Source organism: Halomonas salipaludis (assembly GCF_002286975.1).
Classification (GTDB): Bacteria; Pseudomonadota; Gammaproteobacteria; order Pseudomonadales; family Halomonadaceae; genus Franzmannia; species Franzmannia salipaludis.
Map to the genome: position 1 here is coordinate 258,590 of NZ_NSKB01000003.1, position 25,518 is coordinate 284,107.

General features: G+C 64.3%; 21 protein-coding genes. 2 read left to right on the plus strand and 19 right to left on the minus strand.

The genetic code is table 11. The features are described from left to right. Positions 1-6 precede the first annotated feature (6 nt). The 3 genes from pstA to CK498_RS08810 all read right to left on the minus strand — a co-directional run bounded on the left by pstA (position 7) and on the right by CK498_RS08810 (position 4,377). A complete protein-coding gene (gene pstA / locus CK498_RS08800; RefSeq protein WP_095620497.1) occupies positions 7-1,545 on the minus strand; it encodes a phosphate ABC transporter permease PstA in 1,539 nt (512 codons plus the stop codon). Continuing rightward, a complete protein-coding gene (locus CK498_RS26800) occupies positions 1,542-2,807 on the minus strand; it encodes an ABC transporter permease subunit (RefSeq protein WP_407645839.1) in 1,266 nt (421 codons plus the stop codon). The genes pstA and CK498_RS26800 overlap by 4 nt, the downstream gene beginning before the upstream one ends. A 538-nt stretch (positions 2,808-3,345) precedes the next feature. After that, a complete protein-coding gene (locus tag CK498_RS08810; protein ID WP_229359016.1) occupies positions 3,346-4,377 on the minus strand; it encodes a PstS family phosphate ABC transporter substrate-binding protein in 1,032 nt (343 codons plus the stop codon). Positions 4,378-4,414: 37 nt separating this feature from the next. Between CK498_RS08810 and CK498_RS08815 the strand changes: the two genes are divergently transcribed. Beyond that, entirely contained in the window at positions 4,415-4,819 is a 405-nt protein-coding gene (locus tag CK498_RS08815; protein WP_095620499.1) for an acyl-CoA thioesterase, read from the plus strand. A 46-nt stretch (positions 4,820-4,865) separates the two neighbouring features. Here CK498_RS08815 and CK498_RS08820 read toward each other — a convergent pair whose 3' ends face one another. The 3 genes from CK498_RS08820 to hexR all read right to left on the minus strand — a co-directional run bounded on the left by CK498_RS08820 (position 4,866) and on the right by hexR (position 9,536). Next, positions 4,866-5,954, minus strand: a complete 1,089-nt coding sequence (locus CK498_RS08820) for a TRAP transporter substrate-binding protein (RefSeq protein WP_095620500.1) — start codon at positions 5,952-5,954, stop codon at positions 4,866-4,868. Positions 5,955-6,420: 466 nt separating this feature from the next. Then, positions 6,421-8,625, minus strand: a complete 2,205-nt coding sequence (gene uvrD / locus CK498_RS08825) for a DNA helicase II (protein WP_095620501.1) — start codon at positions 8,623-8,625, stop codon at positions 6,421-6,423. Positions 8,626-8,678: 53 nt separating this feature from the next. Next, a complete protein-coding gene (gene hexR, locus CK498_RS08830; RefSeq protein WP_095620502.1) occupies positions 8,679-9,536 on the minus strand; it encodes a transcriptional regulator HexR in 858 nt (285 codons plus the stop codon). A 234-nt stretch (positions 9,537-9,770) separates the two neighbouring features. Between hexR and CK498_RS08835 the strand changes: the two genes are divergently transcribed. Beyond that, complete coding sequence (locus CK498_RS08835; RefSeq protein WP_095620503.1) at positions 9,771-9,974, plus strand: PA3496 family putative envelope integrity protein; 204 nt, start codon at positions 9,771-9,773, stop codon at positions 9,972-9,974. A 111-nt stretch (positions 9,975-10,085) separates the two neighbouring features. On the opposite strand, the gene CK498_RS08840 is transcribed toward CK498_RS08835, so the two are convergent. The 13 genes from CK498_RS08840 to CK498_RS08900 all read right to left on the minus strand — a co-directional run bounded on the left by CK498_RS08840 (position 10,086) and on the right by CK498_RS08900 (position 25,511). Beyond that, a complete protein-coding gene (locus CK498_RS08840) occupies positions 10,086-10,916 on the minus strand; it encodes a DUF72 domain-containing protein (RefSeq protein WP_407645840.1) in 831 nt (276 codons plus the stop codon). Positions 10,917-11,045: 129 nt separating this feature from the next. Further along, positions 11,046-12,755, minus strand: a complete 1,710-nt coding sequence (locus CK498_RS08845; RefSeq protein WP_095620505.1) for a DUF945 family protein — start codon at positions 12,753-12,755, stop codon at positions 11,046-11,048. Positions 12,756-12,873: 118 nt separating this feature from the next. Next, entirely contained in the window at positions 12,874-14,709 is a 1,836-nt protein-coding gene (gene glmS, locus CK498_RS08850; protein ID WP_095620506.1) for a glutamine--fructose-6-phosphate transaminase (isomerizing), read from the minus strand. A 4-nt stretch (positions 14,710-14,713) separates the two neighbouring features. After that, positions 14,714-15,496: a DeoR/GlpR family DNA-binding transcription regulator gene (locus tag CK498_RS08855; protein ID WP_095620507.1), complete on the minus strand. Its 783-nt coding sequence runs from the start codon at positions 15,494-15,496 to the stop codon at positions 14,714-14,716. A 140-nt stretch (positions 15,497-15,636) separates the two neighbouring features. After that, positions 15,637-16,998, minus strand: coding sequence for a bifunctional UDP-N-acetylglucosamine diphosphorylase/glucosamine-1-phosphate N-acetyltransferase GlmU (glmU, locus tag CK498_RS08860; protein ID WP_095620508.1), 1,362 nt, complete (start codon positions 16,996-16,998; stop codon positions 15,637-15,639). A gap of 13 nt (positions 16,999-17,011) precedes the next feature. Continuing rightward, positions 17,012-18,076, minus strand: a complete 1,065-nt coding sequence (locus tag CK498_RS08865) for an FAD:protein FMN transferase (RefSeq protein WP_095620509.1) — start codon at positions 18,074-18,076, stop codon at positions 17,012-17,014. Between the two features lie 19 nt (positions 18,077-18,095). Then, a complete protein-coding gene (locus CK498_RS08870; RefSeq protein ID WP_095620510.1) occupies positions 18,096-18,893 on the minus strand; it encodes an undecaprenyl-diphosphate phosphatase in 798 nt (265 codons plus the stop codon). A gap of 195 nt (positions 18,894-19,088) precedes the next feature. Then, positions 19,089-20,459 carry a magnesium transporter gene (mgtE, locus tag CK498_RS08875; protein ID WP_095620511.1) on the minus strand — a complete coding sequence of 457 codons (1,371 nt, stop codon included), beginning with the start codon at positions 20,457-20,459 and terminating at the stop codon, positions 19,089-19,091. Between the two features lie 120 nt (positions 20,460-20,579). Then, the gene (locus CK498_RS08880) at positions 20,580-21,008 is read right to left on the minus strand and encodes a F0F1 ATP synthase subunit epsilon (RefSeq protein WP_095620512.1); all 429 of its coding nucleotides are present in this window, start codon (positions 21,006-21,008) and stop codon (positions 20,580-20,582) included. 27 nt (positions 21,009-21,035) lie between these two features. Next, a complete protein-coding gene (atpD, locus tag CK498_RS08885; protein ID WP_095620513.1) occupies positions 21,036-22,412 on the minus strand; it encodes a F0F1 ATP synthase subunit beta in 1,377 nt (458 codons plus the stop codon). A gap of 48 nt (positions 22,413-22,460) precedes the next feature. Beyond that, on the minus strand, positions 22,461-23,345 hold the full coding sequence (gene atpG / locus CK498_RS08890) for a F0F1 ATP synthase subunit gamma (RefSeq protein ID WP_095620514.1): 885 nt from the start codon (positions 23,343-23,345) through the stop codon (positions 22,461-22,463). 68 nt (positions 23,346-23,413) lie between these two features. Further along, positions 23,414-24,958 (minus strand): F0F1 ATP synthase subunit alpha, encoded by a 1,545-nt coding sequence (gene atpA, locus CK498_RS08895; protein WP_095620515.1) that lies wholly within the window; start codon positions 24,956-24,958, stop codon positions 23,414-23,416. A 16-nt stretch (positions 24,959-24,974) separates the two neighbouring features. After that, positions 24,975-25,511 carry a F0F1 ATP synthase subunit delta gene (locus tag CK498_RS08900; RefSeq protein WP_095620516.1) on the minus strand — a complete coding sequence of 179 codons (537 nt, stop codon included), beginning with the start codon at positions 25,509-25,511 and terminating at the stop codon, positions 24,975-24,977. Positions 25,512-25,518 lie beyond the last annotated feature (7 nt).

Here is a 25,518-nt window from a genome sequence, read left to right on the forward strand (position 1 = left end):
GACCTCCTAGCGTGGCAGCGCGCCATGACGCGCCTTGAGATGATGCCGCAAGAAGATTGCAGTCAGGTTAAGCACCAGAATGACCATCACCAGCAGTAGCGCCGTGGCGTATACCAGCGGCAGCGCGGCCTCGACATCGCCACTGTGAAAGCCAACGTCGAAGATATGATAGCCAAGATGCATGAACTTGCGTTCAAGATGCAGGAACGGAAACTCGCCGTCTAGCGCTACCTGAGGCGCCAGCTTGGCCACCCCCACCAGCATCAGCGGCGCCACCTCACCAGCAGCCCGCGCTACCGCCAGGATCATCCCGGTGAGCATCGCCGGCAGCGCCATCGGCACCACCACCCGGCGCAGCGTCTCGAGCCGCGTGGCGCCCAGCGCCAGGGCGCCTTCGCGCTGATGGTCGGGTATCCGCGCCAGGCCCTCCTCGGTGGCCACGATCACCACCGGCAGGGTCAGCAGCGCCAGGGTCAGCGAGGCCCACAGCAGCCCGCCGGTGCCGAAGGTCGGCGACGGCAGCTGCTCGCTGAAGAACCACTCGTCGAGGCTGCCGCCGATGCCGTAGACGAAGACCCCGAGGCCGAACACGCCATAGACGATCGATGGCACCCCGGCGAGGTTGCGCACGCTGATCCGCACCAGTCGTGTCAGCCGCCCCTGGTGGGCGATCTCGTTGAGGTAGATGGCCGCCAGCACGCCGAACGGCGCCACCAGCAGCGACATCAGCAGCACCAGCAGCACGGTGCCGAAGATTGCCGGCCACACGCCGCCGGCGGTGTTGGCGGCGCGCGGCCCCTCGCTGAGAAAGCGCCATGCCCGCTCGCCCCAGGCGCCGAGCTTGGCCGGCAGCGACATGGCGTTGGGACGCTGCAGCGCCAGCACCTCCTCCAGCGGCAGCGCCAGGCGCTCACCCGTGACGCTCTCCAGCACGACGCGATCGCGGGCCATGCGCGCCTGCAGCGCCAGCACCTCGGCGTTGGCCGCGGCCAGCTCGTCCTCGAGCCGAGCCCGGCTGGCGACATCCTGCTCCGCGGCCAGCGCTCGCACCCGCGGCATCACCGCCTGCTGGCGCAGCGCATCACGTGCCTCACGCAACTGCGCCAGGCGCCCCAGACGTTCATCGAGTGTCGTCCAGCGCGCCGCCTCATCATCGATGTCGAGGGCCACGCCATCCTCCTCGAGACCCGCCACGCGGCCGATGAAGTCGCCCCAGCGGCGGCGCTCGACGATCACCAGCTCCGCCGGACGCCGCTGTTCGACGATCCGCGCCACCTCGATCCAGCGCCAGGGCGTGCCCAGCCACTCGCGGTTGCCGGTGTGATAGAGCCGCTCGACTCCCTCGGCGCTACGCTCCTCGCGACCGGGGCGGGCGGCGAAGCGGCTGCCGTCGTCGAGCTCGATCTGGACCAGCTCACCAGGCCAGAAGTGCGCCAGCCCGCGGCCCGCCAGCAGCGCCAGCAGTGCCACCAGCAGCAGCAGCGACAGCGCCACGCTACCGGCCGCCAGCCACGCCCAGGGGCCTTCGCCTCGCAGCCGCCTCATGTCGACCCGCCGAGTCGCTGATAGCGGCGCCTGAGCCGGCCACGCACCACCTCGGCCAGGGTATTGACGCAGAAGGTGAACACGAACAGCAGCAGCGCACTGAGGAACAGCAGCCGGTAGTGGGTGCCGCCCAGCGCCGCCTCGGGCAGCTCGATGGCGATATTGGCCGACAGCGAGCGCAGGCCGTCGAAGGGGCTGGCGGTCATCACCGCGGTGTTGCCGGTGGCCATGAGTACGATCATGGTCTCGCCCACCGCGCGGCCGGCGCCGATCATCAGCGCGGCGAAGATGCCTGGACTGGCCGCCGGCAGCACCACCTTCCATAGCGCCTGCCAGCGCGTCGCGCCCATCGCCGCGGCCCCCTCGGCGAGGCTCTTGGGTACCCCGGAGAGCGCATCCTCGGCCAGCGCGTAGATGGTCGGCATCACCGCCAGGCCCATGGCCAGGCCGACGATCATGGCGTTGCGGCTGGCATAGTCCAGGCCCAGCTGGAGTTCCAGCCAGCTGCGCATGTCGCCGTCGAACCACCAGCGCTCCAGGCTCGGCGACAGCCACAGCGCCAGTGCCGCCAGCAGCGCCAGCCACGGCATCAGCCACAGCCCCGCCCAGCTCAGCGGCAAGCGCTGGCGCCAACGTGCCGAGCAGCACGCCCAGAGTGCGCCGCCGCTCAGCATGCCCAGCGGCAACACCAGCAGCAGCGCCAGCACGCCCGGGAGATGACGCTCGACCCAGGGTGCCAACACCAGCCCGGCGATAAAGCCCAGCACGACGCCGGGCAGCGCCTCCATCAGCTCCAGGGTCGGCTTGATGCGCGTGCGTAGCCCCGCCGACATGAAGCAGGCGGTGTGTACTGCGGCTCCCAGCGCCAGCGGAATTGCCACCAGCAGCGCATAGGCGGCGGCCTTGAGCGTGCCCCAGGCCAGTGGCGCCAGGCCGTAGCGCGGCTCATCGCGGCTGTCACTGACGCTGGTCTGCCAGCGCTGCTGGGGTGCGGCGTGGCCCTCGTAGTGCTGCGGCAGCCACAGGCTGCGCCAACTGACCTCGGCGTGCTCGGCGTCGACCTCGAGGCGGCTGGCCGCCTCCGCGGTGCCCCACCACAAGTCGCCCTGGTCGTCCCAGCCCAGCGCCTCACCGCTTGGCGCCTGGCCCTGCCAGCGCAGGCCGCCGATGGCCTGGTAGAGCCCCAGTTGGTTGGCCTCGTTCAGCGCCAGCGCCTGGCGATCGGGCAGCGCGATCAGCTGGCGGATCGGCGCCGATCCCAGCGCCTGATAGCGGCTCGCCGGCACCGGCAAATCCTGATCGGCCAGCGTCACCCAGCGCTGCACACCGCCGCCATCGTCGCCAATCAGCAGCGCCCGCCCGCCTTGCAGCGCCGCCAGCGCCGTAATGCGACGCGACGGCGGCACCGCCTCGACACGGCCCGCCAGCTCGAGCCCGCTGGCCATGCGCTGAAAGACCACCAGTTCACGGCCGTCGGCCTGCCACTGCTGCTGCTCGCCCGCGGCGCTGAGGCTATCCGTCGGCAGGCTGGCAAGCGCTGGCAGGGAGGCGCCGTCGGTAGCCTGCTCGCGCACCTCGGGTGCCACAAACAGCGGCGCCACCTCGACGGCCAGAAACACCCCGATTGCCAGCACTGCAGCAATCACGCCGATGCCACAGGCACTGATCAGCGCCGTGGCCAAGCGGTCGCGTATAAAGCGCAGGCGCTGTCGAAGAGAAGCCGCGTGATCGGTCATTAAGGGTGCTCGTCAGCCGCGGGTAACCATGACAATAAGGCAGTTCGATGACAAATAGATGACATCAGCCTTCCCCAAGCCCGAGCTGCGCCCGGGCCGCCCGGCGCAACGCCTCGGGCAGCGCGATGAAGCCACTCTCCTCGGCTAGCGCTTGGCCCTCGGCGGAGAGTACCAGCGCGATAAATGCCGCCTCGGCGGGCGGCAAACGCTCGCCCGGAGGCAGGTTGACGTAGAGGTAGAGCGGCCGCGACAGCGGATAGTCGCCGCTGAGCACCGCCTCTGCACTGGGCGCCACCGCCTCGCCGGCGGCGTTCTCCAGCGCCACGGCGCGCACGCCAGCAGTGAGATAGCCGGCGCCAGCGTAGCCGATCGCCCCAGGAGCGCCGGCCACCGCCGCTACCGCCGCCGCCGAGCCGGTATGCTCGTTGACGTCGAGACGAAAATCGCCGCCGCACAGCGCCTGGCGCTTGAAAACGCCGTGGGTGCCGGAGACCGAATTGCGGCCGTGTCGCGTGATGCTGCCTTGTTGCTTGCTCCCCGCGACATCCTGCCAACGTCCCAGTGGCCGGGCCGCACCGCAGCGCCGGGTATCCGAGAAGATCGCATCGAGCTGGGCGAGGCTCAGCGCCTCGAGCTGGTGGTGGCGATGCACGAACACCGCCAGGGCATCCAGCGCCACCGGTATCTCCAGCGGCGGATGGCCCTGGCGCGCCACGATGGCCTCGCGCTCGGCCGCCGACATGCGTCGCGACATCGGGCCCAGCCGGCTGGTGCCCGCCGCCAGTGCCGTCGGCGCGGTGGCCGAGCCGCTGGCCTGCAGCTGCAGGCGCACCCCGGGGTAGTCGCGTTCGAGCTGCTCACCCCAGCGCAACATCAGTCCGGCCAGGGTCTCCGAGCCCACCGAGTCGAGGCTGCCGACCACCGCACGCTCGGCAGCGGCTAGCGGCCAGGCCATCAGCAGCCAGCACAGCAGCAGGCAGACGCTGGCCACTCGCCCCAGCCGGCTGCGAGGCGGGGTGTCGCAGCCACTGGAGCTTGCCCGCGGCTGGCGTATATGATGATGCGACGATGCCGCGATGCGGCACGCCCAACACATCACTCTCTTTTCACAACAACAAGATGCTGCACACTCCATGACCGACCTCGACGATGTACCCGCGCCCCAGGGCCAACTGACACTGAAACTGCTGGCCTCCCGGCAGGATACCAATTTCTACGGCGATATCCCCGCCGGCTGGCTGATCGGCCATATGGACCAGGCCGCCGAACTGGCCGCCGGGCGCCAGGCCCACGGCCGCACCGCTACGGTAGCGCTGGAGCCGATGGATTTCCTGTGCCCGGTGCGGGTCGGCTCGGTGGTCAATATCTATACCGCGATCCATGAGGTGGGCCGCAGCTCGGTAAAGGTCGACGTCGAGGTGTGGATCCGCCCCCACCAGGAGCACAACCCCGACGAGCTGTACAAGGTCACCGAGGCGCGCTTCGTGATGGTCGCCCTGGACGACAATGGGCGGATACGCGCCGTCCCCGACGCCTGAACGACGAAGGGTGCCCAAGGGCACCCTTCATTCACGGCGTCGTCGGTCAGGCACCCACGGTGTCGCGCCCCTTGAGATAGGCATACTCGCCCACGTCAGTGAAGGGCCGTACCAGGCGCTGGAAGGCGAGGTAGGAGTCGTAGATCTTCTTCGAGTCGGGATCGTCATCGACCTGGCGCTGCAGCACCTCCATGGAGGACTCGTAGAGCGCCTGCATGACGTCATCGGGGAAGGTGCGCAGCTCGACGCCATGCTCTTCGACCAGGGTCTCGAGGGCCTGGGCGTTACGGTAGGTGAACTCGTCGATCATCGACAGATTGGCACTGCGCGCGGCTTCGGTGACCACGTCCTTGAGGTCGTCGGGCAGGGCGTTCCAGGCATCCAGGTTGATGGTGCCCTCGAGCACCGCGCTGGGCTCGTTCCACACCGAGGTGTAGTAGTAGTCGGCGACCTGGTAGAGGCCGAAGGCCATGTCGTTGTAGGGCCCAACCCAGTCGGCGGCGTCAAGCACGCCGGTCTGCAGCGAGGTGAAGATCTCCGAACCGGGCATGTTCACGGCGGTAGCGCCGATGCCGTTCATGGCCTCGCCGGCCAGCCCCGGCAGACGGATGCGCACGCCGCGCATGTCGTCCAGTGAATGAATCTCCTTCTTGAACCAGCCGGCCATCTGGGTGCCGGTGTTGCCCACCGCGAACGGCTTGAGGTTGTGCTGGGCGTAAAGCTCGTCCCACAGCTCTTGACCGCCGCCGTTGTAGAGCCAGGCGTTGGTCTCGGTGGTGTTCATGCCAAACGGCACGGCGGTGAAGAACTGCGCCGCGGCGACCTTGCCGCGCCAGTAGTAGGCGGCGGAGTGGCCCATCTCGGCGGTGCCCGCGGCGACCGCATCGAAGACTTCCAGGGCCGGGACCAGTTCGCCGGCGCCGAGCACCTCGACGCGCATGCGACCGCCGGAGAGCCGCTCGATGCGCTCAGCGAAGTCCTTGGCCCCGGTGCCCAGCGCCGGGAAGTTCTGCGGCCAGGAGGTGACCATGCGCCAGGTGATGACCTCGTCGGCCTTGGCGGTGGAGATGAAGGGTGCTGCGGCGACGCCGGCGGCACCGGCCCCCAGGGTCTTGAGAAAGTTACGGCGTTGCATGAAGGCGAACTCCAGAAGCGTTGTTGTGATTTCCTGGCAGGCTTAGGGAAGCGCTGAATAAATCGGCGAGCGACGCGCAGACAGTTATGCAGTGTTTCCTGGATCCTGCGGGAAAGCGTCCGCCAGCGAGTATGCTAAGCCGACTTTCGTTCGGCAAGTCCCGTCGCTCAACGTACACATTTAGCGTCATGGCTGTGCGCGAGGAACGCTGGCGGTAGGTCGAAGTGGGGGCTCTTGCACCATCGCAAAAGCTGCACCGCTCGGAACTGATCTGGCGGTAGGCTTACAGGGAGGCGCTGTAAACCTGTCCCTGGGCGCTACCTTGCGCCCTGCTGCGCTCTCGCATCCTGCTCCGCTTACAGGACCGGTGCTGGCCATCCATGGCCAGCCCGTTCGAAGCGATGCTTCTCACCCACGGCGCAAACCTCCCCTACACCCTGCCGCCAGCGTTCCTCACTTACTCTCTCTACAGCGGCGTCAGCTTGGCAAAGCCCAGCACCAGCCACTTGTCACCCTCACCCTCGAAGCTGACCTGGACCCGGGCGCGTTCGCCCTCGCCCTCGGCGTTGAGGATCACCCCCTCGCCGAACAGCGGATGGCTGACCCGCTGGCCCAGCGACAGGCTGGGCAAGTCGCCGCCGCCATCCACCGAGGTCTGGCGCGACAGGCCCACCGCCGGCCTGGCGGTCACCGGGCGCGAGATCTGGCCGCGCAGGCGCACCTCCTCGAGCAGCTCCTCGGGCAGCTCGCGCAGGAAGCGCGACGGCCGCTGGAAGGTCTCCTTGCCGTGCAGCCGGCGCAGCTCGGCGTAGGTCAGGTAGAGCTTGCGCATGGCGCGGGTCAGACCCACATAGCAGAGCCGGCGCTCCTCCTCGAGGCGGCCCGGCTCCTCCAGCGACATCTTGTGCGGGAACAGCCCCTCCTCGACCCCGGAGACGAACACGACGGGAAACTCCAACCCCTTGGCGGAGTGCAGGGTCATCAGCTGCACGCAGTCCTCGAACTCGTCGGCCTCGTGGTCGCCGGCGTTGAGCGCCGCCTCGGAGAGGAACGGCTCCAGCGCTGCGGCGCCCTCGCCGACCTCCTGGTTCTCCAGCGCATCGCCCTGGGTAAAGGCGCGGGCAGCGTTGATCAGCTCCTCGAGGTTCTCGATCCGCGCCTGGCCCTTCTCGCCCTTCTCATTGGCGTGGTGCTCGACCAGCCCGCTGGCGTGGTTTACGTGGGCGATGATCTCGTGCAGCGCCATGCCGGCGGTATCGTTGTCGAGTTGTTCGATCAGCTCGGCAAAGGCGCGCACCGCATTGGCGGCGCGGCCCTTGAGCAGCGCATCGCTGAGCGCGTCGTGCAGCGCCTGCCACAGCGAGACGTTGTTGAGCCGCGCATGCTCGCGGAGGATCTCCACGGTGCGGGTGCCGATGCCGCGAGCCGGCACGTTGATGACGCGCTCCAGCGAGGCGTCGTCCTCACGATTGAGCAGCAGCCGCAGGTAGGCCAGGGCGTTCTTGATCTCGAGGCGCTCATAGAAGCGCTGGCCACCGTAGATGCGGTAGGGCACGCCCTGGCGGATCAGGGTCTCCTCGAGCACCCGCGACTGGGCGTTGGAGCGGTAGAGGATCGCGATCTCGCGGCGCGCCGCGCCGTCGCGCACCTGCTCGCCAATGGTATCGACGATAAAGCGCGCTTCATCGAGGTCGTTGAAGCCGGCATAGACCGAGATCGGCTCGCCCTTGGCGCCCTCGGTCCACAGCTCCTTGCCCATGCGCCCGGTGTTGTGGCTGATCAAGGCGTTGGCGGCGTCGAGGATGGCGCTGGTGGAGCGGTAGTTCTGCTCGAGGCGCACGGTGCGGGTGTCGTGGAACTCCTGCTCGAAGCGGCGAATGTTCTCGACCCGCGCGCCGCGCCAACCGTAGATCGACTGGTCGTCGTCGCCAACCACGGTCATGCCGGCGCTCTCGCCGGTGAGCAGCTTGAGCCAGGCGTACTGCAGGGTGTTGGTGTCCTGGAACTCGTCGACCAGCACATGGCCAAAACGCGCCTGGTAGTGGGCCAGCAGCGCCGGGGTATCGCGCAGCAGCTCGAGGCTCCTGAGCAGCAGTTCACCGAAGTCGACCAGCCCGCTGCGCTCGCAGGTCAGCTGATAGCGTTCGTAGAGCTCGACCATCTGCGCCATGTAGCCATCACCGTGGGCATCGACCTGATGCGGCCGCAGCCCCTCCTCCTTGCAGCCGGAGATGAAGTACTGCACCTGGCGCGGCGGAAAGCGCTCGTCGTCGATGCGGTGATCCTTGAGCAGGCGCTTGACCAGGCGCAGCTGGTCGTCGCTGTCGATGATCTGGAAGTGCTGCGGCAGCCGCGCATCCTGCCAGTGGGTGCGCAGCAGACGGTGGGCAATGGAGTGGAAGGTACCCACCCACATGTTGCGCAGCGACAGGCCGAGCAGCGCCTCGAGGCGGGTACGCATCTCGCGGGCCGCCTTGTTGGTGAAGGTCACGGCGAGGATGGCGTAGGGCGACATGCCCTCGGTCTGCAGCAGCCAGGCGATACGATGCACCAGCACCCGGGTCTTGCCGGAACCAGCCCCGGCGAGCACCAGCATATTGCCCTGGGGCCCACTGACCGCCTCGCGCTGGGCGGGATTGAGGTGATCGAGAATCGCCGTGACGTCATCCATAGGGGCTGGCACTTGCAGGTCGAAAATGGACGCCTAGCGTAGCATATTGCCGCTCACTCCTCCGGCTCCGGGAAGCGCAGCGAATTGAGACTGCGCTTGACCGACTTGAGCTGCTCGGTGAGCTTGGGGCCGCGGGTCTTGGCCACCCCCACCGCCAGCACGTCGACCAGCACCAGGTGCGCGATCCGCGAGCTCATCGGCGTGTAGATCTCGGTGTCCTCGTGGACATCGATGAACAGCGGGATCGATACCTCGTCGGCCAGCGGCGAGCCGCTCGGGCACAGCCCGACCACCGTGGCACCGGCCTCGCGGGCCAGCCTGACACTAGCCACCAGTGCCTTGGTGCGGCCGGTCTGGGAGATCGCCACCACCACGTCACCGGGCTTCAGGGTCACCGCCGACATGTTCTGCATGTGCGGGTCGGCGTAGGCCGAGGTGGAGATCTGCAAACGGAAGAACTTGTGCTGGGCATCGAAGGCCACCGCTCCGGAGGCACCGAAGCCGTAGAACTCGACGCGGTTGGCCATCGCCAGGGCGTTGATCGCCTGGCTGAGCAGATCGTTGTCGAGACGATCACGCACCGACAACAGCGTGCCCACGGTGGAGTCGAAGATGCTGTGGGAGAACTCCGCCACCGAGTCGTCGTCGTTCATCGAGAACTGGGCGAACTGGCTGCCGGTGGCCAGCATCTGCGCCAGCTTCAGCTTGAAGTCCTGAAAACCGTTGCAGCCCAGCGCACGGCAGAAACGCACCACCGTGGGTTCGCTGACCTTGGCCTCGGTGGCCAGGTCGACGATGCGCATGTGGATAACTTCCTCGGGGTTGCGCAGCACGAAGCGCGCGACCTTCTGTTCGGAGCGTCGAAAGTGCTCCATGCGGCTTCTTAGCTCGTCGAATAGGGCGCGGCTCACGTCAGGCTCCTTGCTGGCATAACTTGTGCATAACTTATGAATATCCGGTGTGTCGGCCGCGGCAAGCCGCTAGCTGGCCACCAGTATGCCTCAGCGGCGGCGTGATGGAGAGTCCCATCCGACAAGCAGTGCCTTCAGGGATTCATCATTTTGTCAACTGAGGTATAGTAAAACTACCGGCCGGTAACCCTGCGGTCGTTCGGCCGGGTGTCACTTGAGTCAGGAGAATCGAACATGCGCAATGTCGAACAGGTATCCTCCCTCAAAACAGAGCTACTCGATATTTTCATGAGCATGGAGGTCGATGAGCACAAGCAGCGCCAGAAGACTGCCGCCGTGCGCTACCTGCGCGCGCGCCGCGGCATCGAGCTGCACCGGGAGTTCAAGCGCCTCGAGCGCGATATCGCCGATCTCGACGATGACGAGCTGATGCAGTAACCCATAGGGTTCCGCCATCACCGGCGCCACGGCGCCCGCAGCACTTCTCTATCAGGCCTCCCCTGCGCGAGGTCTACTAGCCTTCACTCCCTCGATATCCGCTTCTCACGCTCAAAACAGCGTGGCCTGCGCTTCGCCGCTGAATACCCCGATGCTCGCTTGACCCAGCCGCCTGGCCACCTCGTCATGCAACCGCCGAGCGAGCTGCGGGGCGCGGCGGTTATCCGCGGTATGCACAAATAGAAAAGGACTTTTCCCCTGTTTTATCCACAGGCAGAGGCGCTCCACCCAGGCCGCAAAATAGATCGTATTGACATCCTCATCGACATGGCCAATGAACCGCACCAGCGGCCTATCGCCAGTGGAGAGCACGTGTAACGGACGTTTGGGTTTTTCCCCCTGGGCCTTGAGTAGCCTCGGGTCGCTGCCCGCCGGGGTCGAGAACAGCGGCCTTACATCAAGCATCACGCGGTCTACGCCATGACTTATCAACAACCGGTTGAGTGCCACCTCGGCGCTGCCCTTGTGGAAAAATTCACTGTGGCGGACCTCAACGGCACAGGAGATTCCCTTCGGCCAGCGCGATAGTAGCTGATCGAGTTGCGGAAGCTCCTGAGCACCAAAATCGCGCGGTAGTTGCACCATCAGGGGGCCGAGACGATCATGTAGCGGCGAGAGGCGTTCGAGAAAAGCGTCCAGCTCGGCCTCGATACCCACCAGCCGCGCCTCATGAGTCAGGCTGGCCGGCAGCTTGAAGCAGAAGCGAAACTCGGCGGGTGCCTGGCGTGCCCAGCCGGCCACCGTCTCGGCCTTGGGCGCCCCGCTGTAGAAGGTGGTATTGCCCTCGACGGCAGAGAATACCCGCGCGTACTCGCCAAGCCACTCCTGCTGCCCGCCGTGGGGCGGATAGAGGCTGCCCCGCCAGTCAGCGTTGGCCCACATGGCCAAGCCAAGGTAGAGTTGTCCGGCCACTGTCACCTCGCTATCACACGAATGCCATGGAGACGCAGATCCAGCAGGGCCGGGTGCAGCGCTAGACGCTCTACCCGGCCCTGATTGCTAGCAGGCGGCTTAGAACTGCTCCAGTAGCCATTCTCCCGGCTCACCGTTCAACAGCAGCTGGCCATCGCGTAGCTGAGCCTCGAGGGAGTAGCGTTCATCCTCCTCGCGACGCACTACGCCTAGCTCCAGCATTGCCTCCAGGCTGTCTGCCACGGCTTCCTTTGCCATCGCATCGAGCTCGCTATCGGACCTCAGCCCGCCGAGCTGCTGTCGCAGTGACTCGCGAAACATCTTGTGCAGCAGTCGTTCGGAAGCATTCACGCTTAGATCCAGGCGGCTCTCGGGAGCAAGCAACCCGTCATTTTCGAAGGCTGCCAGATCCACCAGCGACATATCGGCCTCCAGTTGCAGGTCAATATCCGCCTCACCCATGCTGAACGTGAACGGCTTGACGCTGATCGTGGAGCGGCCCGCTAACAGTTCTTCGCCAACGCGCTCCATGCGCTCGAATACCGGCAACAGCCGATCGGGGTCCTCCCACGAGAATTGGCCGACGGCCTCATGGATCAGGCCCCATAGCGTGTCGTATTGCGCACGCGGCAACTGTCCATAGCTTGACTCGACGTGCAGCGCAATCGGATCGTTTACGCCCTGAATGCGAAGCCCGCTTGCGGCTAGCAATTGCGCTACCCGGAAATGCGCCGCGGATTCCGGCTCCAAGCCCAGGCGGTAATGCATGTCTTGCACTTCAAAACTCGGCGAATCCAGCTCGCGCAGTGTCAGCCCCTCGAGGCTTACATCCAGTTGGCCGTACCAGCTGGTCTCGTCCTGGCGACTCGCCGTAATTTCCGCCCCCATGTCCTGCATGGTAAGGAACAGCTCCGGCTCCTCGGCTTCGAAACCCTGCAGCGCATAACGGGTCGTGAAGCCCTCGAAGCGACCCTGCTCATCGAACTGCAGCTGAATGTCGACGCTCTGTGCATCGATGCGCGAGTCGCCGACCCACTCGACGTCACGGCTTTCGGTGACGATCGGCCCGTCCTGCGAGCTGAACATGACATCACGCAGCACCCCCTCGGGGAAGGAGGCCACGAACTCCGCGGTAGAACCTTCGAAGGTATGGGTAGCGCTGGGCTCCTCCAATCGTGCCGGCCCCATGCGATTGGAGCTTCGATACTCGCCAAGGGATGGATCGTAGCGGAAATCACCGCCTTGGTAATCGAGGTCATAGCGTAGATCCAGGCCTGCGTCGCTCAACAGCGGGCCAGCCGTCAGAACCATCTGCATGGGGGCCCACTCACCTACCACGACCTGGTCGAAACCGACCCTGGCATCGTAGCGTGAGATACTCCCGTCGACCTCCATTTGAACCAACTGATCGAATAGCCAACCCGAGGCGTCCGCCCGTCCCTCGATACTGGCGAAAGCACCAATGAAGGGGCCATGGGTAATCTGATCATCGACGTGGATCCGCAATGGTTCTCCTTCGAACTCCTGGCCCACGGCAGTGCTGAGAAGACCTGTATAAAACTGCGCAAACTCCGGCTCGAGTACGAGCTCATATGCGGCATTTGCCTCCAGCCAGCCACGCTCGTAAACCAGGTTTTCGACCTCTATATAACCGAAGCGCTGTAACTGCTGCAGATAATCAGCGTACTTCTGTTCAATCCGTTGACCTAACCAGTAGGGAGCTGCCAAACCTACGATAAGCACCAACCCCAGGATAATGACTACTGATCGTTTGAATACACTTCCCCGACGCTGCTGTTCCTTCCCCATGCCGATATCCTTTTCTCGTTTTTCATTTACGTCGAACAGGGCAGCAATAAGTTGATTATTACTGCCCTAGGTCGAAGTAAAGTTTAACGACAATAAACAAGAAAAGTAAGCTGGGGGTTTACTCCACCGTCACCGACTTGGCCAGGTTACGCGGCTGGTCGACATCGGTGCCCTTGAGCACCGCCACGTGATAGGAGAGCAGCTGCAGCGGTAGGGTGTAGAGGATCGGCGCTAGCGCCTCGTCGACGTGGGGCAGGTGCAGCACCTTGATGCCCTCTCCAGCCTCGATTGCCACCTGCTCGTCAGCAAACACATAGAGCTCGCCGCCACGGGCGCGTACCTCCTGCAGGTTCGACTTGAGCTTGTCGAGCAACTCGTCGTTGGGCGCCACCGAGATCACCGGCATCTCACTGTCGACCAGCGCCAGGGGACCGTGCTTGAGCTCACCGGCCGGGTAGGCCTCGGCGTGGATGTAGGAAATCTCCTTGAGCTTGAGCGCGCCCTCCAGAGCGATCGGGAAATGCGCCCCACGCCCCAGGAATAGCGCATGCTGCTTCTCGGCGAAATCTACCGAAAGACGCTCAATTGCAGGGTCCAGCGCCAGCACCCGGGTGACCAGCGCCGGCAACCCGCGTAGTGCCGTCACGATCTGCCCCTGCTGGTCATCGTCCATGCCACGCTGGCGCCCCAGCGCCAGGGTAAACAGCATCAGTGCGGTGAGCTGGGTGGTGAAGGCCTTGGTCGAGGCCACGCCGATCTCGGGGCCGGCGTGGGTCAGCAGCGTGAGATCCGACTCACGCACCAGCGAACTACCCGGCACGTTGCAGATTGCCAGACTGCCGAGATAGCCGCTGTGCTTGGCAAAGCGTAGCGCCGCCAGGGTGTCGGCAGTCTCGCCGGACTGAGAGAGGGTCACGAACAGGGTGTTCTCAGGCACCACCACACGGCGGTAGCGATACTCCGAGGCAACTTCTACCTGGGTCGGAATGCCGGCGTAGCGCTCCAGCCAGTAGCGCGCCACCATGCCGGCATGGTAGCTGGTGCCACAGGCGATGATATGGATCTGCTTGGCCTTCGAGAACAGTGCCTCGGCCTCGACGCCGAAGCTCTTGACCAGCACCCCTCGCTCACTCAGCCGACCTTCCAGGGTCTGGGCAATGACCGCCGGCTGCTCGTGGATCTCCTTGAGCATGAAGTGGCGGTAATTGCCCTTACTGGCGGCTCCGTCGCCGTGTTCGAAGGTCTGCACCTCACGCTCGACCGAGCGCCCATCGGCGTCGACGATCTCAATCACGCCGCCCCGCGAGAGACGCACCACATCGCCCTCCTCGAGGTAGATGAAGCGGTCGGTGACCTGCAGCAGCGCCAGCGGGTCCGAGGCCAGGAAGGCCTCCTCGATGCCCACACCCACCACCAGCGGGCTGCCCTTGCGCGCGCCGATCACCACGTCCGGCTCGGCGGCGTGCATTACACCCAGCGCATAGGCGCCATCGAGCCTCGCCAGGACCCGCTGCACTGCCGCCAGCAGGTCGCCCTGGACGGCACTCTCGCGATCCAGCAGGTGGGCGATGACCTCGGTATCGGTCTGCGATTCGAATACGTAGCCGCTGGCCTCCAGGTCGGCCTTGAGAGACTCGAAGTTCTCGATGATGCCGTTGTGTACCACCGCCAGACGACCAGCGGACTGATGGGGATGAGCGTTGGCCTCGCTGGGCTTGCCATGGGTCGCCCAGCGAGTATGGGCGATCCCCACGCTTCCCGACAGGGCCGACTGCTCGAGCCGCTCGGCAAGTGCCGCGACCTTGCCCTGGGCACGCCGTCGTGCCAGTACTCCGTTGTCGTCCAATACTGCCATACCGGCGGAGTCATAGCCTCGATACTCGAGGCGTCGCAGACCCTCGAGCAGAATACCCTGCACGTTACGCCCGGCTACCGCTCCAACGATTCCACACATCGCGCTACCTCCTGGATTCTGCGTCATCCACCATAACGGTGACGACCTCTACATCATGGGCCTCGATCGCTCGGCGGTCGGCAGGATCGAGACGATGATCGGTGATCAATGTATCGATGCAGCCCCACGGCAACTCGAGATTGGGGATACGTCGGCCGATCTTGTCGGCTTCCACCATTACCACGACCTCGCGGGCCACCTCGGCCATTACCCGCGATAGTCCCAGCAACTCATTGAAGGTCGTAGTACCTCGCGCCAGGTCGATACCATCGGCACCGATGAACAGCTGGTCGAAGTCGTAGTGCCTCAGCACCTGTTCGGCGACCTGGCCCTGAAACGATTCGGAATGCGGATCCCAGGTGCCGCCGGTCATCAATAGCATCGGCTCGCGTTCCAGCGCGTGCAGCGCATTGGCCACCGCCAAGGAGTTGGTCATGACCACCAGGCCGGTCTTGCCATCCAGCTCGGGAATCATCGCCGAGGTCGTGGTGCCGCTATCGACGATGATGCGGTTATGCTCTCGGAGCCGCTCAACTGCTGCTCGGGCAATGGCCCGCTTTGCAGGCGAGATATTGACGGCACCGTCCAGCAGCTCGACGGGCAGTGGCACTGCGCCACCGTGGCGACGCAGCAGCAGTCCGCTCTTCTCCAAGGTGGCCAGATCCTTGCGTATCGTCACCTCGGAGAAGTCGAAGCGTTGTGCCAAGGTCTCGACGCTGGTCTCCCCCGCGGCGTTGACGAATGCCAAAATGGCATGCCGCCGCTGGGCCGTGTTTCGTTTGGTCATTTAATATCAATCTTAACGTTTCGAATCGAAAGAAATTAATTTCCAAATGAAAGACCAATAGCCGTACAACGTCAAGTCCCGACCACGAAAAAGCCGCTTCAGCCAAGCCGAAGCGGCGTTATGGTGGGTTGCCGGATGGCTTAGGAATCCTTAGTCGGCCGCGGCCAGTCGGGCTTGCTGATCTGCCGCGCCCGGGATACCGCCAGGGCGCCGTCGGCAACGTCCTTGCCGATGGTCGAGCCGGCTCCCACGGTGGCGCCCTTGCCGACGCTTATCGGCGCCACCAGGGCGGTGTTGGAGCCGATGAAGGCGTCGTCGCCGATCTCGGTGCGGTGCTTGTTGGCACCGTCATAGTTGCAAGTGATGGTACCTGCGCCGACGTTGACGCCGCGCCCCAGGCTGGCGTCGCCGACATAGCTCAAATGATTGATCTTGCTGCCCTCGCCGACCTCGACGTTCTTGGTCTCGACGAAGTTACCGACCTTGGCGCCCACCGCCAGGCGCGAGCCGGGGCGCAGCCGCGCGAAGGGCCCGATGCGATTATGCCCGGCAGCCACCGCGCCCTCGATCACGCTATGTGCCTCGATCACGCTCTCGGCGCCGATATGGCTGTCGCGAATCACGCAGTAGGGGCCGATGCGTACCCCTTCACCCAGTTCCACCTCGCCTTCGAACACGCAGCCGACGTCGATCTCCACGTCGTGGCCACAGCGCAGGCTGCCGCGCACGTCGAGGCGCGCCGGGTCGGCCAGCGCCACGCCTTCGGTCATCAGCCGCTCGGCAATGGCCTGCTGATAGGCACGCTCGAGACGCGCCATCTGGGCGCGGTTGTTGACCCCCTCGACTTCCATGGGGCTGGCCGGCTGGGCGGTGGCGATACTCACTCCTTCGGCGGCGGCCAGCGCGAGCACGTCGGTCAGGTAGTACTCGCCCTGGGCGTTATCCGCCGACAGCTGAGGCAGCCAGCGCCGTAGCTGGGCGCTGGTCATCGCCATGATCCCGGTATTGCACTCCTGGACCGCCCGCTCGCTCTCGCTGGCATCCTTGTGCTCGACGATCGCCACCGCCTGACCGGCGGCGTTGCGCAGGATACGCCCATAGCCGCTGGGGTCGTCGAGGGTCACGGTGAGCAGTGCCATCTGCTGTTCGCTGACGCTGTCGAGCAGTGCCGCCAGGGTCTCGCGCCGAATCAAGGGCACATCGCCATACAGCACCAGCACCTTGTCGGGCCCCAACGCATCCAGCGCCTGGGCCACCGCATGGCCGGTGCCCTTCTGTTCGGCCTGTACGGCGAAGCTCACCGGACAATCGCCCAGCGCCTGGCGCAACTGGTCGCCGCCGTGACCGATCACCACGTGCAGTTTCTCGGCACCAAGCGTCGCGGCAGTGTCGATGACGTGACGCACCATCGGCTTGCCAGCCAGAGTATGCAACACCTTGGGCCGGGTCGAGCGCATCCGTGTGCCCTGACCGGCGGCTAGAATCACTACGTCGAGGGTCATGGTCTCTCCTTGTTCAGTCATCCACGTCGATACCAATGTCGGCGAGGGTTTCGATGCCAAAATAGTCGATCAATGCCGAGCTTACCCGCGTCGCCCAGCCGTCTCCCTCGCGCACCAGCAACAGCACCATCAGGTCGTGCTGCTCGGCCAGTCGCAGGCCATCATCTGGCCCCAGCGTCATCAGCGCCGTGGCCCAGGCATCGGCCCAGGCATTGGAGGGGTGCAGTACCGTCGCCGAGGCCAGCGCGTGTTCGATCGGCATACCGCTGCGTGGGTCGATGGTGTGCGAATAGCGCTGCCCTTGTGCCTCGAAATAGTTGCGGTAGTCACCGGAGGTGGCCACAGAGATATCGTGCAGCGGTAGCGTATGGTGGGCCACCTGGCGGCTACCGTCAGGCACCTCGACGCCGATCCGCCATGGGTTCTGCTCCTCATCGCGATAGCCCTTGACGATCAGATCGCCACCCAGGTTAACCAGGTAGTGCTCGATGCCCTGGGCATCGAGATAAGCGGCGACCCGGTCGGTGCCATACCCCTTGGCCACGCCCCCCAGGTCGATGAACACATCGCCGGTGCGCCTGGCCCGAGTCTCGCTGGCATCCAGCTCGAGCTTGTCGTGGCCAACCTCGGCGAGTCGCTCGGCAAGGACATCCGGGGATGGCACCTCCTGGGGACGAGCTTCAGAGCCAAAGCTCCACAGATTGACCAGCCCACCCACAGTGACATCGAAGCTGCCATCACTCTTCCCGGCCACCGACTGACTCACTGCCAGCACCTCGAACAGCGCATTGGAGAGAGCCAGCCATTCATCCACAGGCGTGCGGTTGAGATCCATCAGCTCGCTGTCATCCCGATAGATCGACATTGCCGCATCGACATCATCGAGCTCGGCAACGAAGCCCTCCTCGAGCGCTTCGGCCTGACTGCGCGTCAGCGGGTCGGCGATGGTGACCTGGTAGAAGGAGCCAAAGATATTGCCTTCGAGGCGCACCGGTGAGTCGAGCTCGGGGTCTCGCTCGCCGCAACCGGCCACCAGCACGGCCAGCAGCAGTGGAACAATAAAACGGGTGACGTACATGGTTGATGTCCTCCAGGGGCTACCAGAAGAACCACAGCAGCCAGAGTCCAAAGATAATCCGATAGATCACGAACGGCTGCATGCCGATGCGCTTGATGAAGACCAGGAAATAGTGGATGCACAGATAGGCGCTGATGCCAGACAGCAAGGTGCCCACGATCATCGCCGTCCAGGCGACGTCCTCCGGCTCTTGGATCAGGCCAACCACCTCGAGGCCGCCGGCCAGCACGATTACCGGAATCGACATAAGAAACGAGAAGCGCGCGGCCGCTTCACGATTCATGCCCAGCAGCAGCGCCGCGGTGATGGTGATACCGGAGCGAGAGGTGCCGGGAATCAGCGCCAGCGCCTGGGCGCCGCCAATCAGCAGTGCATCCTTCAGACTCAGCTGATATTCGCTGCGAGTACCGTGCTTACGCCAATCGGCGTAGCCAAGCAGGAGCCCGAAGCCGATCAGGCTAATGGCTAGAATCAGCGGTGAACGAAGCTCCAGCTCGATGGTTTCCTTGAACACCAGACCGATCAGCCCGACCGGAATCGTAGCTACGATGACCCACCACGCCAGGCGGCCGTCCGCATCGCTGCCTTGTCCACGACAGGAGGCCACCCAGCTCAGCGTCATACGTTTCAGTTCATGCCAGAAATAGACGATGACAGCCGCCAGGCTGCCGATATGCAGCGCCACGTCGAAGGCCAGTCCTTGATCTTCCCATGAGGTCAGCACTGGCACCAGGATCAGGTGAGCAGAGCTGGAGATGGGTAGGAACTCGGTAAGTCCCTGCACCAGCGAGAGAACGACGACCTGTAGCCAGTCCATGGTAATCCTTTAGGGCCAATAGATGATGCTCGAAGAACGGCGCGGCGTGTACCTGCCCACCTCCTGGACAAGATGACCGCGGACAAGGATACACACTCGGTAACAGTTTGTCCGCCGTCCAGGCATGACATCTCTCACTCGAATAAGAGGCCTGTTCTGGCCACCACCATAATCCTCGACGCTGATTCCCGCTGATCACACACTGGTCAGGATTGCCGTGGCAATGCTGAAGTAGATCACCACCCCGGAGGCATCGATCAAGGTGGTGACCAGCGGTGCCGAGGCAGTGGCCGGATCCCAGCCCAGGCGGTTGAGAAGAAACGGCAGACACATGCCCAGCAGGCTGCCGAACAGCACGATAGTGACCATGCTCATGGCCACCACCATCGCCACCGCCTCTCCACCGCGCATCACCCCGATGGGGGCCACCGCCAGCGCCATGGTCAGACCCAGTGAACCTGCCACCAGCAGCTCGCGACCCAGTAGCGTACCCCAGTCCTTGACCCCGACATCGCCGGTGGCCATGCCGCGCACCATCAGGGTGGCGGCCTGGGCACCGGCGTTGCCGCCGCTGCCGATCAGCAGTGGCAGGAAGAACACCAGCGCCACCTGAGCGGCGATGGTCTCCTCGAAATAGGCGATACCCGCGCCGGAGAACAGGTTGGCGAATACCAGTAGCACCAGCCAGATGACGCGTTTGCGATACAGGCTCCACAGCGGCACGCGGCTGACGCCATCCTCCAGTTGGCCTATCGACATCCCCTTGTGGAAGTCCTCGGTGGCCTCCTCTTCGGCGACGTCCATGGCGTCATCGTGGGTGACGATACCCACCATCCGTTCATCACTGTCGATCACCGGCACCGCCAGCAGGTCGTAACGCGCCACCAGCCGTGCCACGTCCTCCTGGGGGTCATCGACGCGCGCACTGATCACATCCTTGATCATCAGATCGTCGACCAACGCCCCGGGGCGCGCCACCATCAACTGACGCAATGATAACGTGCCGGCCAGGCGGCCTTCCTCGGCGAGTACGTAGATCTGATAGACAGTCTCGGCGTCCGGCGCGGTCTGACGCACCCGCATCAGCGCCTGGGACACCGTCATGCCACTGGGGATCGCCACGTAGTCGGAGGTCATGATCGCCCCGGCGGTGCCCTCTTCGTAGCTGGCCAGCCGCTTGAGGTCCTCGCGCTCCTGCTTGGCCATACGCCGCAGCAGGCCCTCGCGACGATCCTCGTCGAGCAGGTTGAAAAGGTCGGCACGTTCATCCGAGCTCATCTCCTCGAACAGCGCAAGCAGCGTCTCGTCGGACATCGCCTCGGCCAACTCGCCCTGCATGTCGCTCGGCAGGTAGCCAAACACATTGGCACGTCGTTCCACCGAAAGATGGTCGAGCAGGGCAAAGACGGTGGGCGTGTCGTCGTCTTCCTCGGCAATATCCTCGAGGATCTCGGCGATATCCGCGGCACGCAGCTCGGGCAGCACGTCGTCGAGATCGGCAGCATCCGACTGCAGCGCCTCGAGCAGCGTGCTCTTCTGTTCGGTCAGGGCTTCATTCAATGACATAGGCATCCTCCTGACGCCGTAATCGGGCAGATTGGGTGGCGGGCATGGCGACCATCATAGCAGACACGAAAACGCCCCCCGGTCAACGACGCGGGGGGCGCTTTTCACGACAGGAACCGATCAGCTCTTGCCGGCCTTCTTGCGCAGCTGCTGGATCGTTCTGAGCTGGGCCACCGCCTCGGCAAGTTCCGCCGCCGCGCGCGAGTAATCCAACTCCGAGGACTTCTCGTTGAACGACTTGAGCGCCTGCTGGCGGGCCTCTTCGGCCGCCGCTTCATCGATGTCACCGGCACGGGTAGCCGCATCGGCGAGAATCGACACCACCTTGGGCTGGACCTCGAGGAAGCCGCCCGAGATGTAGAAGTTCTCCTCGCCGCCGCCCGCCAGCGTTACCCTGACCGGCCCCGGCTGGAGCTCGGTCAGCAGCGGCGTGTGGCCGGGCAGAATGCCCAGGTCACCCATGATCCCGGCGGCGACCACCTGCTCGACCTCGCCGGAGAACACCGCTTCCTCTGCGCTGACTATCTCGCACTTGAAGCTGTTCGCCATAGTGTTGTCCCCTCTGGGTGGACGGCCTTACTTCATTTGGTTGGCTTTCTCGACGGCTTCGTCGATCGAACCGACCATATAGAAGGCCTGTTCCGGCAGCTCGTCATACTCACCGTTGAGGATACCCTGGAAGCCGCGGATGGTGTCCTTGAGCGACACATACTTGCCGGGCGCCCCGGTGAACACCTCGGCAACGAAGAACGGCTGCGACAGGAAGCGCTGGATCTTACGCGCTCGTGACACGGCCAGCTTGTCCTCATCGGACAGCTCGTCCATGCCCAGGATGGCGATGATATCCTTGAGCTCCTTGTAGCGCTGCAGCACGTTCTGCACGCCGCGGGCGGTGTCGTAGTGCTCCTGACCGACCACCAGCGGATCCAGCTGACGCGAGGTGGAGTCGAGCGGATCGATGGCCGGGTAGATACCCAGCTCGGCGATGGAGCGCGCCAGTACCACGGTAGCGTCGAGGTGCGAGAAGGTGGTCGCCGGCGACGGATCGGTCAAGTCATCCGCCGGTACGTAGACCGCCTGCACGGAGGTGATCGAGCCGGTTTTGGTCGAGGTGATGCGCTCCTGCAGTACACCCATCTCTTCGGCCAGCGTGGGCTGGTAACCTACCGCCGAGGGCATGCGGCCGAGCAGTGCCGAGACCTCGGTACCGGCCAGGGTATAGCGATAGATGTTATCGACGAACAGCAGTACGTCGCGGCCTTCATCACGGAACTTCTCGGCGATGGTCAGGCCGGTCAGCGCCACGCGCAGGCGGTTGCCGGGGGGTTCGTTCATCTGACCGTAGACCAGCGATACCTTGTCGATAACATTGGACTCGGTCATCTCATGATAGAAGTCGTTACCCTCGCGGGTACGCTCCCCGACACCGGCAAACACCGAGTAACCGCTGTGCTCGGTGGCGATGTTGCGGATCAGCTCCATCATGTTGACCGTCTTGCCCACGCCGGCACCGCCGAACAAGCCGACCTTGCCACCCTTGGCGAACGGGCAGACCAGATCGATGACCTTGATGCCGGTCTCGAGCAGCTCGTTGGAAGCTGCCTGCTCGGCATAGGTCGGGGGCTTGCGGTGGATCGGCATGCGCTCCTGCTCACCGATCTCACCCGCCTCGTCGATCGGCTCGCCGAGCACGTTCATGATCCGTCCCAGCGTCTCCTTACCCACCGGCACGGAGATGGCAGCGCCGGTGTTGGAGACGTCCAAGCCTCGCTTGAGGCCCTCGGTGGAGCCCATGGCGATGGTACGCACCACACCGTCGCCCAGCTGCTGCTGGGTTTCGAGCACGGTGTCGGCGTTTTCGACCTTAAGCGCGTCGTAGACCTTGGGCACTGAGTCCCGCGGAAACTCTACGTCAATCACCGCGCCGATGATTTGTACGATACGTCCGCTCATCTTGGTTCCTCTTAAATACCTGCAAATGAAACCTGGCTTCCCAAGCTGCTATACGGCGGCTGCGCCACCGACGATCTCCGAGATTTCCTGGGTAATCGCGGCCTGACGGGCCTTGTTGTACACCAGTTGCAGATCATCGATCAGGCCACCGGCGTTGTCGGTGGCGCTCTTCATCGCAATCATCCGCGCGGCCTGTTCACAGGCGGCATTCTCGACCACCGACTGATAGACCTGCGACTCGATGAAGCGCTCGAGCAGCCGGTCCAGCAGCATCTTGGCATCCGGCTCATACAGGTAGTCCCAGCTTCCGGGACGCGACTGTTCTTCATCGTCATGCGCTTCGTTGCCCATATCGGGCGACAGGGGTAATAGCTGTCTGACCACCGGCTGTTGGGTCATGGTGTTGACGAATTCGTTGTACACCACGAACAGCCGATCCAGACGCCCCTCGTCATACGCTTCCAGCATGACCTTGACGCTACCGATCAGGTCCTGGACCCGCGGCGATTCGCCGAGCCCGCTCTTGGCCGCCACCAGGTTGCCCCCGTAGTTGCGGAAGAACGTGCTGGCCTTGGCCCCCAGCGCACAGAACTCCAGCTCTGCGCCCTGATCGCGCCAAGCTCGGGCGTCCCTGAGCACGGATTTGAACAGGTTGACGTTCAAACCACCGCACAGACCGCGGTCGGTGGAGACCACGATATAGCCAACCCGCTTCACCTCACGATCTACCATGTAATCGTGCTGATATTCGGGATTCGCATCAGCGATGTGACTCACGACATTGCGGATCTGACGCGCATAGGGGTGGCTGGCCTTCATCAGGTCCTGGGCTTTACGCATCTTCGACGCAGCCACCATTTCCATGGCGCTGGTGATTTTCTGCGTATTCTTGATGCTCCCGATCTGGGTGCGTATCTCTTTTGCAGCTGCCATAGCGATCTACCCTCGTTCGTGGCTCTCAGAAAGCATGCTGGCCCACTCGCCAGAGTGGGCCCTCGGCATTACCAGCTCTGAGTCGCCTTGAACTTCTCGAGACCCGCCTTCAAGCCTTCCTGGATCTCGCTGCTGTAGTCGCCGGTCTGGTTGATCTTGTCGAGCAGCTCGCCGTGCTCGGACTTCATGTACTCGTGCAGAGCACGCTCGAAGTCCAGCACCTTGCTGACCTCGACGTCATCCAGGTGGCCTTCGTTGGCGGCGTACAGTGACAGCGCCATGTCGGCCACGGACAGCGGCGAATACTGGTTCTGTTTCATCAGCTCGGTGACGCGCTGACCGTGCTCGAGCTGCTTGCGGGTGGCCTCGTCGAGGTCCGACGCAAACTGCGAGAACGCTGCCAGCTCGCGGTACTGAGCCAGCGCCAGGCGTACGCTGCCGCCGAGCTTCTTGATGATTTTGGTCTGCGCCGAGCCACCTACCCGCGACACCGAGAGACCGGCGTTGATCGCCGGGCGGATGCCCGAGTTGAAGAGGTTGGTCTCGAGGAAGATCTGACCGTCGGTAATCGAGATGACGTTGGTCGGTACGAACGCCGAGACGTCGCCACCCTGGGTCTCGATGATCGGCAGCGCGGTCAGCGAGCCGGTCTTGCCCTTCACTTCACCGTTGGTGAACTTCTCGACGTAGTCGGCGTTGACCCGCGCGGCGCGTTCGAGCAGACGCGAGTGGAGATAGAAGACATCACCCGGGTAGGCTTCACGGCCCGGCGGACGACGCAGCAGCAGCGATACCTGACGATAGGCCACGGCCTGCTTGGAGAGATCATCATAGACGATCAGCGAGTCCTCGCCGCGGTCGCGGAAGTACTCGCCCATGGTGCAGCCGGAGTAGGCGGCCAGGAACTGCATCGGGGCCGGGTCGGCAGCGCCGGCGGCAACCACGATGGTGTGCTCCATGGCGCCGTGCTCTTCGAGCTTGCGCACCACGTTGGCAATCGTCGACTGCTTCTGGCCGATGGCCACGTAGACGCAGGTGACGCCCTTGCCCTTCTGGTTGATGATGGCGTCGATGGCGATCGCCGACTTACCGATCTGGCGGTCGCCGATGATCAGCTCGCGCTGACCACGGCCGATCGGCACCATGGCGTCGATCGACTTGAGACCGGTCTGGATCGGCTCATCGACGGACTGGCGGGTGATGACGCCGGGGGCGACCTTTTCCACCGCATCGGTCAGCTTGGCGTCGATGTCGCCCTTGCCGTCGATGGGGATGCCCAGCGGGTCGACCACGCGGCCGACCAGCTCGGGGCCCACCGGCACCTCGAGGATACGACCGGTACAGCTGGCGGTCATGCCCTCTTCGAGCTGCAGGTAATCGCCCAGCACCACGGCGCCGACGGAGTCGCGCTCGAGGTTGAGCACCATGCCGAAGATGCTGCCGGGAAATTCGATCATCTCGCCGAACATCGCGTCGGCCAGGCCGTGAATACGTACGATGCCGTCGGAGACGCTGACGATGGTGCCCTGGTTGCGGGCCTCGGATGCGACGTCAAGCTTCTCGATACGCTGCTTGATGATGTCGCTGATCTCGGAAGGATTCAGTTGCTGCATGCCATGTCCCTCAAACTCAGGCGTAGAGCGACTCGCGCAGACGGTTCAATCGACCGCGTACCGAACCGTCGATGACGGTATCGCCGGCACGCAGGATCACACCGCCCAGCAGCGCCGGGTCTACCTGAGTGGTAATGGAGATTTCGCGATTCAGGCGCTTCTTGAGCGCACTGGCGAGCTTTTTCTGCTGCTTGTCCTCGAGCGTATAAGCCGAGACTACCGTCACGTCGACGCGCTGTTCATGGTCGGCCCGCAGGGCCTCGAACTGAGCGGCGATGGACGGCAGTGCGAGCAAGCGATCCTGGCTGGCCAGGGTCTCGAGGAATCGCCGCGCGGCGTCGTCGAGTTCGGCGTCGGCCACCTCGATAAGCAGCTCGACCTTGCGTGCGTCGGTCAGCTTGGGGCTCGACAGCACCTTCTCGAGCTCGCTATGGGCAACGACCTGGCCAAGGACTTTGAGCCACTCGGACCAGGTCGTCAGCGCCTGATGATCGCGTGCGTACTCGAACGCTGCCTTGGCATAGGGCCGGGCAACGGTAGACGTTTCCGCCATGGATCAC

Excerpts from the sequence above, each read along its gene's own strand:
- pstA (WP_095620497.1), bottom strand. The coding sequence starts at position 1,545 with ATGAGGCGGCTGCGAGGCGAAGGCCCCTGGGCGTGGCTGGCGGCCGGT.
- CK498_RS08810 (WP_229359016.1), bottom strand. The coding sequence starts at position 4,377 with ATGTGTTGGGCGTGCCGCATCGCGGCATCGTCGCATCATCATATACGC.
- CK498_RS08815 (WP_095620499.1), top strand. The coding sequence starts at position 4,415 with ATGACCGACCTCGACGATGTACCCGCGCCCCAGGGCCAACTGACACTG.
- CK498_RS08820 (WP_095620500.1), bottom strand. The coding sequence starts at position 5,954 with ATGCAACGCCGTAACTTTCTCAAGACCCTGGGGGCCGGTGCCGCCGGC.
- uvrD (WP_095620501.1), bottom strand. The coding sequence starts at position 8,625 with ATGGATGACGTCACGGCGATTCTCGATCACCTCAATCCCGCCCAGCGC.
- CK498_RS08835 (WP_095620503.1), top strand. The coding sequence starts at position 9,771 with ATGCGCAATGTCGAACAGGTATCCTCCCTCAAAACAGAGCTACTCGAT.
- CK498_RS08840 (WP_407645840.1), bottom strand. The coding sequence starts at position 10,916 with ATGTGGGCCAACGCTGACTGGCGGGGCAGCCTCTATCCGCCCCACGGC.
- CK498_RS08845 (WP_095620505.1), bottom strand. The coding sequence starts at position 12,755 with ATGGGGAAGGAACAGCAGCGTCGGGGAAGTGTATTCAAACGATCAGTA.
- glmS (WP_095620506.1), bottom strand. The coding sequence starts at position 14,709 with ATGTGTGGAATCGTTGGAGCGGTAGCCGGGCGTAACGTGCAGGGTATT.
- CK498_RS08855 (WP_095620507.1), bottom strand. The coding sequence starts at position 15,496 with ATGACCAAACGAAACACGGCCCAGCGGCGGCATGCCATTTTGGCATTC.
- glmU (WP_095620508.1), bottom strand. The coding sequence starts at position 16,998 with ATGACCCTCGACGTAGTGATTCTAGCCGCCGGTCAGGGCACACGGATG.
- CK498_RS08865 (WP_095620509.1), bottom strand. The coding sequence starts at position 18,076 with ATGTACGTCACCCGTTTTATTGTTCCACTGCTGCTGGCCGTGCTGGTG.
- CK498_RS08870 (WP_095620510.1), bottom strand. The coding sequence starts at position 18,893 with ATGGACTGGCTACAGGTCGTCGTTCTCTCGCTGGTGCAGGGACTTACC.
- mgtE (WP_095620511.1), bottom strand. The coding sequence starts at position 20,459 with ATGTCATTGAATGAAGCCCTGACCGAACAGAAGAGCACGCTGCTCGAG.
- CK498_RS08880 (WP_095620512.1), bottom strand. The coding sequence starts at position 21,008 with ATGGCGAACAGCTTCAAGTGCGAGATAGTCAGCGCAGAGGAAGCGGTG.
- atpD (WP_095620513.1), bottom strand. The coding sequence starts at position 22,412 with ATGAGCGGACGTATCGTACAAATCATCGGCGCGGTGATTGACGTAGAG.
- atpG (WP_095620514.1), bottom strand. The coding sequence starts at position 23,345 with ATGGCAGCTGCAAAAGAGATACGCACCCAGATCGGGAGCATCAAGAAT.
- atpA (WP_095620515.1), bottom strand. The coding sequence starts at position 24,958 with ATGCAGCAACTGAATCCTTCCGAGATCAGCGACATCATCAAGCAGCGT.
- CK498_RS08900 (WP_095620516.1), bottom strand. The coding sequence starts at position 25,511 with ATGGCGGAAACGTCTACCGTTGCCCGGCCCTATGCCAAGGCAGCGTTC.